Genomic DNA, 6,791 nt, shown 5'->3' with positions numbered 1-6,791 from the left:
ACTCGCTCATCACTTCACGGGCCTTTGCCGTGAGATTGCTCCCGAGATTACCCGCAACAGCGGACTCCTGGCGATCCTGCGAACCCGACCCGGGCGCCTCTCGCAAAAACAGATCCGACGCCGTCAGGAACTCTTCGACAAGCACCCAACCCTCGAGCCCCTCTATCTCAAACGATGGCAAATCCACTCCCTTCTCTGCCAGAAGTCCTGCACAGCAAAGAAGTGTCGATCAAATGCCAAAGAGCTCTATCGACATATCGAAGAACTACAACAACAGGGCTTTGCACAACTCAAAACCCTCGCCAAGACCCTCCAACAATGGATCGAGCCCATCGCCACCATGTGGCGATTTACCAAAAACAATGCCATCACCGAAGGCTTCCACAGAAAAATGAAACTCATCCAAAGAAGAGCCTTCGGCTTCAGAAACTTTGAAAATTACCGACTGCGCGTCCTCGCTCAGTGCCAATGAACACACACAATAATCCTAAAGAAAAATAATCACAAATTATGCCCGGTCCCCAAACTTTGGAGTAGACCCGCTTTCACGGATGCTGGGACTGGAGCCACCTGTCGGGATCGAACCGACGACCTGATGATTACAAATCAACTGCTCTACCAGCTGAGCTAAGGTGGCGGGTGGAAAGTACAGGTTTTGGACGATCCCTGCGGAGAAAGCAAGAAGGGAAAGGAGATTATTTAGACTCTTTCTGGAAACGTTCTATCACGCCTGCGAGTTTCTCTTTGTTCACTGGTTTGACGATATACTCCTTCATTCCCACGTTGACGGAACGCTCCCGGTCGACCGTAGCGGAAGAGGCGGTAAGAGCGACGATGTAGGGTGGTTTTTCGGCGATGGAAAGGATCTGCTCCGTGGCTTCGAAGCCATTAATGCCAGCCATTTGGCAGTCCATAAAGACGATGTCGAAGGTTTCTCCTTTTTCAAAGCGGCGGATGGCTTGTCTGCCGTTGTCGTCGGATTCGCAGTCTTGACCGAGGCTGCGCAGTTGGAGCTCGGCGACCCTTTGATTCACCGGATTGTCTTCGACTATAAGGATTTTGAGGTTTCTCGGTGGTTCCGGTCGGTCTGGGATTTTGAGTTTCGGGAGTTCGAAGTTTGGAAGAGTTTCTTGGTCTTTATTCATCTCTTTGTCTGGCAGTTCGGCCGGGAATTCGAAGAAGAAACGGCTTCCAACGAACGGGGTGCTTTCGAACCAGATACGTCCACCCATCGCTTCCATCAGACGCCGGCTGATAGCGAGCCCGAGTCCAGTTCCTCCGAACCGACGTGTTGTCGAGGAGTCACCTTGAGTGAACATTTCGAAGAGAGTGCCCTGTAGCTCCGGGCGGATCCCAATTCCAGTGTCCTCAACTTGTACTTGGATGAACTTGCGCTCTTGCTCGACCGACATTACCCGGATTTCAATTTTGCCTTTCTCCGTAAATTTGAGGGCATTGGAGACGAGGTTGACCAGAACCTGACGCACTCGGTCTGGGTCGCCGTAAACCCGTTCGGAAAGGTCGTCTGGGCAATCCAGCAGCAGTTCGAGTCCGGCTTCGCGTGCTGTACCGACGAAAAGGTTTCGAACTTCGGAGGCGATGGATCGAATCGAGAAGATTCGGCAGACAATTTCCAGTTTTCCAGCTTCGATTTTGGAGAAATCGAGGATGTCATTCAGTAAACCGTAGAGGTTCTCTCCACTCTTGTGAATGGTCTCGAGAAAATCCCGCTTTTCCTCAGAGGTTTCTTCTTCGAGCATGATCTGAGTCATTCCGAGGATCCCATTGAGCGGGGTGCGAATTTCGTGACTCATGGTGGCCAGGAATGCGCTCTTCGCCGAGTTGGCCTGAATGGCCTCCATCGCCGAAGTTTCGGCTTTGATGAGAGCTTCCTGGATGTCGTGCTCGTATTCCTTTTTTTGAAGAACTATTCCCAGGCTGCCCGAGACGGAAAGGAGAAGTGATATCTCTTGATCCGGCCAATCTCGTTCGATCTGGCAATCATCAAAACCAATCAACCCGAAGAGTCTTCTTCCTACGTGGACCGGGATGAGGAGGAGGGAAACGATATCCTGACTCTGCATCAGGCTGTACTCGGGCTCTGGAAGTTCAGCGACATTCACCCTGATCGGATTTCCATCTACCAGACTGGCGATCCATTCTTTCATGAGCCCCTGATTGGTGGAGAGATCCTGGAGCTCGGGGTTGTCGATCTGCGGCGCAAAGGCACCGGAGTTCCATTCCGATTTTAGCGAAATCCGGGCCTGCTTTGGGTCGGATATAGGTTCGGAATATTGGAATAGATAGGCGCGGTCGACATCACACGCTTGGCCGAGAAGCTCGAGAATCTGGGGGATCGCTATCTCCAGATTCGGGGACTGAAGGAGTAGTTGATTGGCCGTTCCGACGCAGCGAAGGATTGTTTCGGTTCGCTTTTGCGCAGTGATATCTTCCTTGATCGCAACATATTGCGAGATCTCACGTTCGCGATCAAAGACCGGAAAGATCGTTGCTTGTTCCCAAAAAAGAGTGCCGTCTTTGGCTTTATTTTGCATTTGCCCGGACCAAGTGCCGCCAGCCGAGATGGTCTTCCAGAGATTCTCGTAAATGCTCTTATCGATCCGCCCCGATTTGAGGATTCGGGGATTCTTTCCGAGAACCTCATCGACCGAATAGCCAGTTCTTTCAACAAAGGCAGGATTGACGTAAGTGATGTTGCCTCGGGCATCCGTGAAGACAATGGAACTATTGCTGACTTCGAGAGTCTTCTCCAACAAGCGAATGCTCTTGTAGGAACCTTTGTGCTGTCCATTCATTTACAAAAATTTGATAATCCGGCGTAGAGTAGTCAAATGGTTACTCCCGTCAATCACTGGTTCTCGGGGGTTCATCACGGGAAAAGAGGAGTCTTTCTGAATCCTGGATTGGGTGATTCGATTTTAGGACTAGTCTTCTCTCCAATACGAAAAGGCCGAAAAACGAATCAGGGCGGTGTTAAGGTTGGCCGCCTGCCTGTTTCAGATGGGGAGAAGGAGGGCGGAAAGGGGGATCTAAGCGGCCTGATCAGAGCGCGGACTAATCGGCTTTTCGGGACGCGAAGGAGTTTCTTTCGGAGGCGAGCTTGGCTGATTTTTCTTGGAGGGGAAACACGACTCCAACCTGTTCATGATTGCGGTAAACCTTTCGGAGGCCAAATCCTGATCGGCAGTATTCATGGTGAATCGGACCTTAATAAACCTCCCCTGATAAGCGGTAAGAAAAGCGAAAGAGGTGCGGGTTCCCAGATAGTCCGTTCGGTTTCCTTTTTCCGTCTGTTGAAACTGAATCATTCCGGAGAGGCAGGAGATGGTCTCTCCTCCTAGATCGATCGAGCCCTTGGACATCATCGGCTTTCCGATATCGCGGTAGTATCCCAACCTCTGCATTTGGTAGATCGCCGCAAATACCTGGCCGAATTCCTTTTGTACCGGGTCACTCACTCCGTCAGGAAGTTTTTCGTTTCCGTTGTCGTAAAAGTAGATATCGAATTTGGCCCCGGATTCGGGATTTAAATCGGCAACCGAAAAACCGAGAGGCATTGAGTCGTAAACCGTCGTGCCGGTGGTTTCGTAATCGAGGATTTTAGCCGGAAAAGAGGCGCTCCAGAGTGAGGGGAGCAGAAAACCTAAGGGGAGGAGATAAAGCAGAAATCGCATAAGGGAAATGGGGGATGGAAGGTTCGATGGGGTGGAGGATAGGGCCGTCGTCCGCCTAGGCGAGGAGCTGACGGATTTTCTGGGCAAAATTGCGTTCTTCCCGGGTCTCGCCGTCCGAATAGAAAAGCTTCGACAGCAGGCTGAGGGCTCGGTTCCTCGCCTCCGGAGATTTGAGGCGAGTTTGAATCGATTCGAGAAATTGGGCTTCTCTTGTTTCTGAGCTGAGGGCTGCCCTCGCCGAACCGGTGGCCTCGTCGACGTAGTAGTCGATAGAGGTGCCGGACTCCCACTGCAGCCGTTCAACTTCGTTTTTGATGATTCGGTCCTCAGCGAGGGAAAGATGATTGTCGGCGTAGACGGCGAAGAGGAGAAGGTCGAGAATGGCTTCACGCTCCTCTTGATTTAAACCATCGGTGTGTTCGGATTTTTGGGAGTAAAGGTGTTTGAGGATATCCATACAGGGGAGGATGGTAGGTATTCGGAGCGTTGAGTCGAGTCAGGAAGCTCCCAATGAAGTGCGCAGCGACGCTTGTTCACGAGCCGGGTATCTGTTCCGCGGAGGCCGGAAAAGCCAATTGGTAACGAGAAACTTTTCAGAGATGCTCGGAATCGACCCCTTTCGGTTTGCGCTGAGTCGGGAGGCCGCCGTAGTACGCTTCGATGATTACTTTGCGCGATATTTCTCTGTCCTATGGTGACAGGGCCCTTTTCAAGCAGATCAACGTAACCATCGGTCAGCGGGACCGGATTGGGTTGGTCGGTGTGAACGGGTCGGGCAAGTCCACTTTGGTCAAGCTGCTCCTCTCGGAGGTAACCCCAGACGAGGGCGAGATCGAGAAGCCCAGTTTTGTCAGTCTCGGGTACCTCCCGCAGGACGGGATCGAGACGAGTGGCCGCACCCTGTATAAGGAAGCGGAGCAAGCTTTTGCCGACGTCCTCTCCTTGCAGAAGAAGATCGACGAAGCAACTGAGCGGATGTACGAGCTCGATCCCGAAGATGAAGAGTATTACGACATCATCGACACCATTGGAGAATGGGAGCAACAGCTCGAAGACCACGAGCCGGAAAAGATGAAGTCCCGGATTGAGCGGGTTTTCCTCGGTCTTGGCTTTTCGATGACCGATCTCGAACGCGATACCGGTGAGTTCTCGGGTGGTTGGCAGATGCGAATCGCTCTGGGCAAGCTACTCTTGCAGACCCCGTCGCTCCTCCTTTTGGACGAACCGACCAATCACTTGGACATCGTTTCGCAAACTTGGCTCGAAGGCTACTTGAAGGATTATCATGGCTCGCTGATGATCATTTCGCACGACCGCGCGTTCCTCAATTCGGTGACAAACCGGACCTTTGAGTTGAAGTTCGGCAATCTCAATTCGTTCTCCGGGAACTACAATTTCTACGAAAAGAACAAGGCTGAGATTATCGCGACCCAACGGCGCAAGGCCGACAATCAGAAAAAGGAAATCGCCCGCCAGAAAGAGTTGATCAACCGGTTTCGCGGCAATCAAAAGAAGGCGGGGATGGTGCAGAGTCGCATCAAGCAGCTCGACAAGATGGACATCGTTGAAGTCGAGCGCGACGAAAAGAAGATTTTCTTCCGCTTCCCGCCACCCCCACCGGCCTCCCAGAAGGTGGTCGAGCTGAAAGAACTCTATAAGTCTTTTGGCGACATCAAGGTGTTCCGGGGGCTGGACCTCCGGATCGACAAAGGCGACCGGATCGCCGTCGTCGGGGTGAATGGTGCGGGTAAATCCACTCTCGCCCGGATTATCGCGGGCGTGGAGCCCTATGACTCGGGAGAGATGGATGTGGGCGTGCAGACCGTGTTTGGGTATTTTGCGCAGCAGCAGGCCGAGGAGTTGAACCCGAATAAAACCGTGCTGGAGGAGGTCGAGGCCTCTGTTCGGCCGGAAGGCGATGCCAATCCGCGGGGAGCCTTGGGAGCCCTCCTTTTCTCGAAGACGGATCAGGCGAAATCGGTGTCCGTTCTTTCGGGAGGGGAGCGCAATCGTGTCGCTCTGGCCAAGATGCTCATGCGGCCCTGCAATTGCGTGATTCTTGACGAACCGACCAACCACTTGGATATCCGCAGTAAGGAAGTTCTCCAGGATGCGATTCGGGAATTTGAAGGGACGGTGATCCTCGTCAGCCACGACCGTGATTTTCTCGATCCCGTGGTCAACAAGGTTCTCGAAATCCGCCCGGACGGCAGTCGAATGCTGACCTGCAATGTATCGGAGTATGTCGAGCGGGTCTTGAAGCAGGACGAATCGAAGTCGTAGGAGCATCGTCAATCGATGCGAAAGCGAATCTCTGCCGTTCAACTGGGAGGGAGAGAGGGAATTTTAGACAGAAGCAACCGATTGGCTCTTACAGTCGCGCAAGGGTGCGGACTTGAGAACGAACCCTGCGTTTGCAAATCTGAGGGATTCCCCGAAGTTACCTCATGAGTAAAGAACAAGAGACGCTCGTTCTCGGCGGTGGCTGCTTCTGGTGCCTTGAGGCAATTTTTCAGAAGCTCTCCGGCGTTCAATCTGTGGAGTCCGGCTATGCGGGCGGAGAGGTCGCCGATCCATCCTACGAGGCGGTCTGTCGCGGAGAGACGGGTCATGCGGAGGTCATTCGCATTGAGTTTGATCCGGAGGTGATTTCGATTCCCGAGATCTTGGACGTTTTCTGGAAGGGCCATGATCCCACGACAAGAAATCGTCAGGGAGCGGATGTGGGCACGCAGTATCGCTCGATAGTGCTCTACCAAAGCGACGACCAGAAAAAAATGGCTCTTGAGTCACGCTCTGCGGCTCAAGCCGATTTCAAGAATCCGATCGTGACGGAGATCGAGCCTCTGGAAACTTTCTATCCGGCCGAGCGCTATCATCAGAATTATTTCAAAAACAATCCCGACGCCCCGTATTGCGCCTTTGTGATTCATCCGAAGCTTCAAAAGCTCGGAATGAGTTCATCACAGACGGGCCTTCCGTGCTTCTGCGACGGGAAAGTCAAAGTAGTGAGAGCTTCCAGCTCTCTCACACGTAGGAGCGGTCCCCGTAACGTGGGAATCGGCAGCTAAAGCAGCCGGTCCTTGGAAGGTTCCG

5 protein-coding genes, 1 tRNA gene and 1 pseudogene are annotated in these 6,791 nt (G+C 52.8%); 3 read left to right on the top strand and 4 right to left on the bottom strand.

The window, feature by feature from the left end; translation table 11 throughout:
• Window positions 1-472 (top strand): transposase (locus H5P30_RS12010; protein WP_185691582.1); only part of this gene is annotated, 472 nt, incomplete at its 5' end.
• An 89-nt stretch (window positions 473-561) separates the two neighbouring features.
• On the opposite strand, the gene H5P30_RS12005 is transcribed toward H5P30_RS12010, so the two are convergent.
• The 4 genes from H5P30_RS12005 to H5P30_RS11990 all read right to left on the bottom strand — a co-directional run bounded on the left by H5P30_RS12005 (window position 562) and on the right by H5P30_RS11990 (window position 4,152).
• Window positions 562-637 (bottom strand) — tRNA-Thr (locus H5P30_RS12005).
• Window positions 638-695: 58 nt separating this feature from the next.
• Window positions 696-2,816, bottom strand: coding sequence for an ATP-binding protein (locus H5P30_RS12000; protein ID WP_185693182.1), 2,121 nt, complete (start codon window positions 2,814-2,816; stop codon window positions 696-698).
• A gap of 234 nt (window positions 2,817-3,050) precedes the next feature.
• A complete protein-coding gene (locus tag H5P30_RS11995) occupies window positions 3,051-3,695 on the bottom strand; it encodes a hypothetical protein (protein ID WP_185693181.1) in 645 nt (214 codons plus the stop codon).
• A 55-nt stretch (window positions 3,696-3,750) separates the two neighbouring features.
• The gene (locus tag H5P30_RS11990; RefSeq protein WP_185693180.1) at window positions 3,751-4,152 is read right to left on the bottom strand and encodes a hypothetical protein; all 402 of its coding nucleotides are present in this window, start codon (window positions 4,150-4,152) and stop codon (window positions 3,751-3,753) included.
• Window positions 4,153-4,355: 203 nt separating this feature from the next.
• Here H5P30_RS11990 and H5P30_RS11985 point away from each other — a divergent pair, with 203 nt between their 5' ends.
• Window positions 4,356-5,978 carry an ABC-F family ATP-binding cassette domain-containing protein gene (locus tag H5P30_RS11985; RefSeq protein ID WP_185693179.1) on the top strand — a complete coding sequence of 541 codons (1,623 nt, stop codon included), beginning with the start codon at window positions 4,356-4,358 and terminating at the stop codon, window positions 5,976-5,978.
• A 164-nt stretch (window positions 5,979-6,142) separates the two neighbouring features.
• Window positions 6,143-6,643 (top strand): annotated as a pseudogene (gene msrA, locus H5P30_RS11980) (peptide-methionine (S)-S-oxide reductase MsrA); the annotation flags it as partial.
• Window positions 6,644-6,791: the final 148 nt, after the last annotated feature.

Source organism: Puniceicoccus vermicola, from assembly GCF_014230055.1.
GTDB lineage: Bacteria > Verrucomicrobiota > Verrucomicrobiia > Opitutales > Puniceicoccaceae > Puniceicoccus > Puniceicoccus vermicola.
Note: the sequence above shows the minus strand (reverse complement) of the source record. Positions and strands in the feature narration are given on the sequence as shown.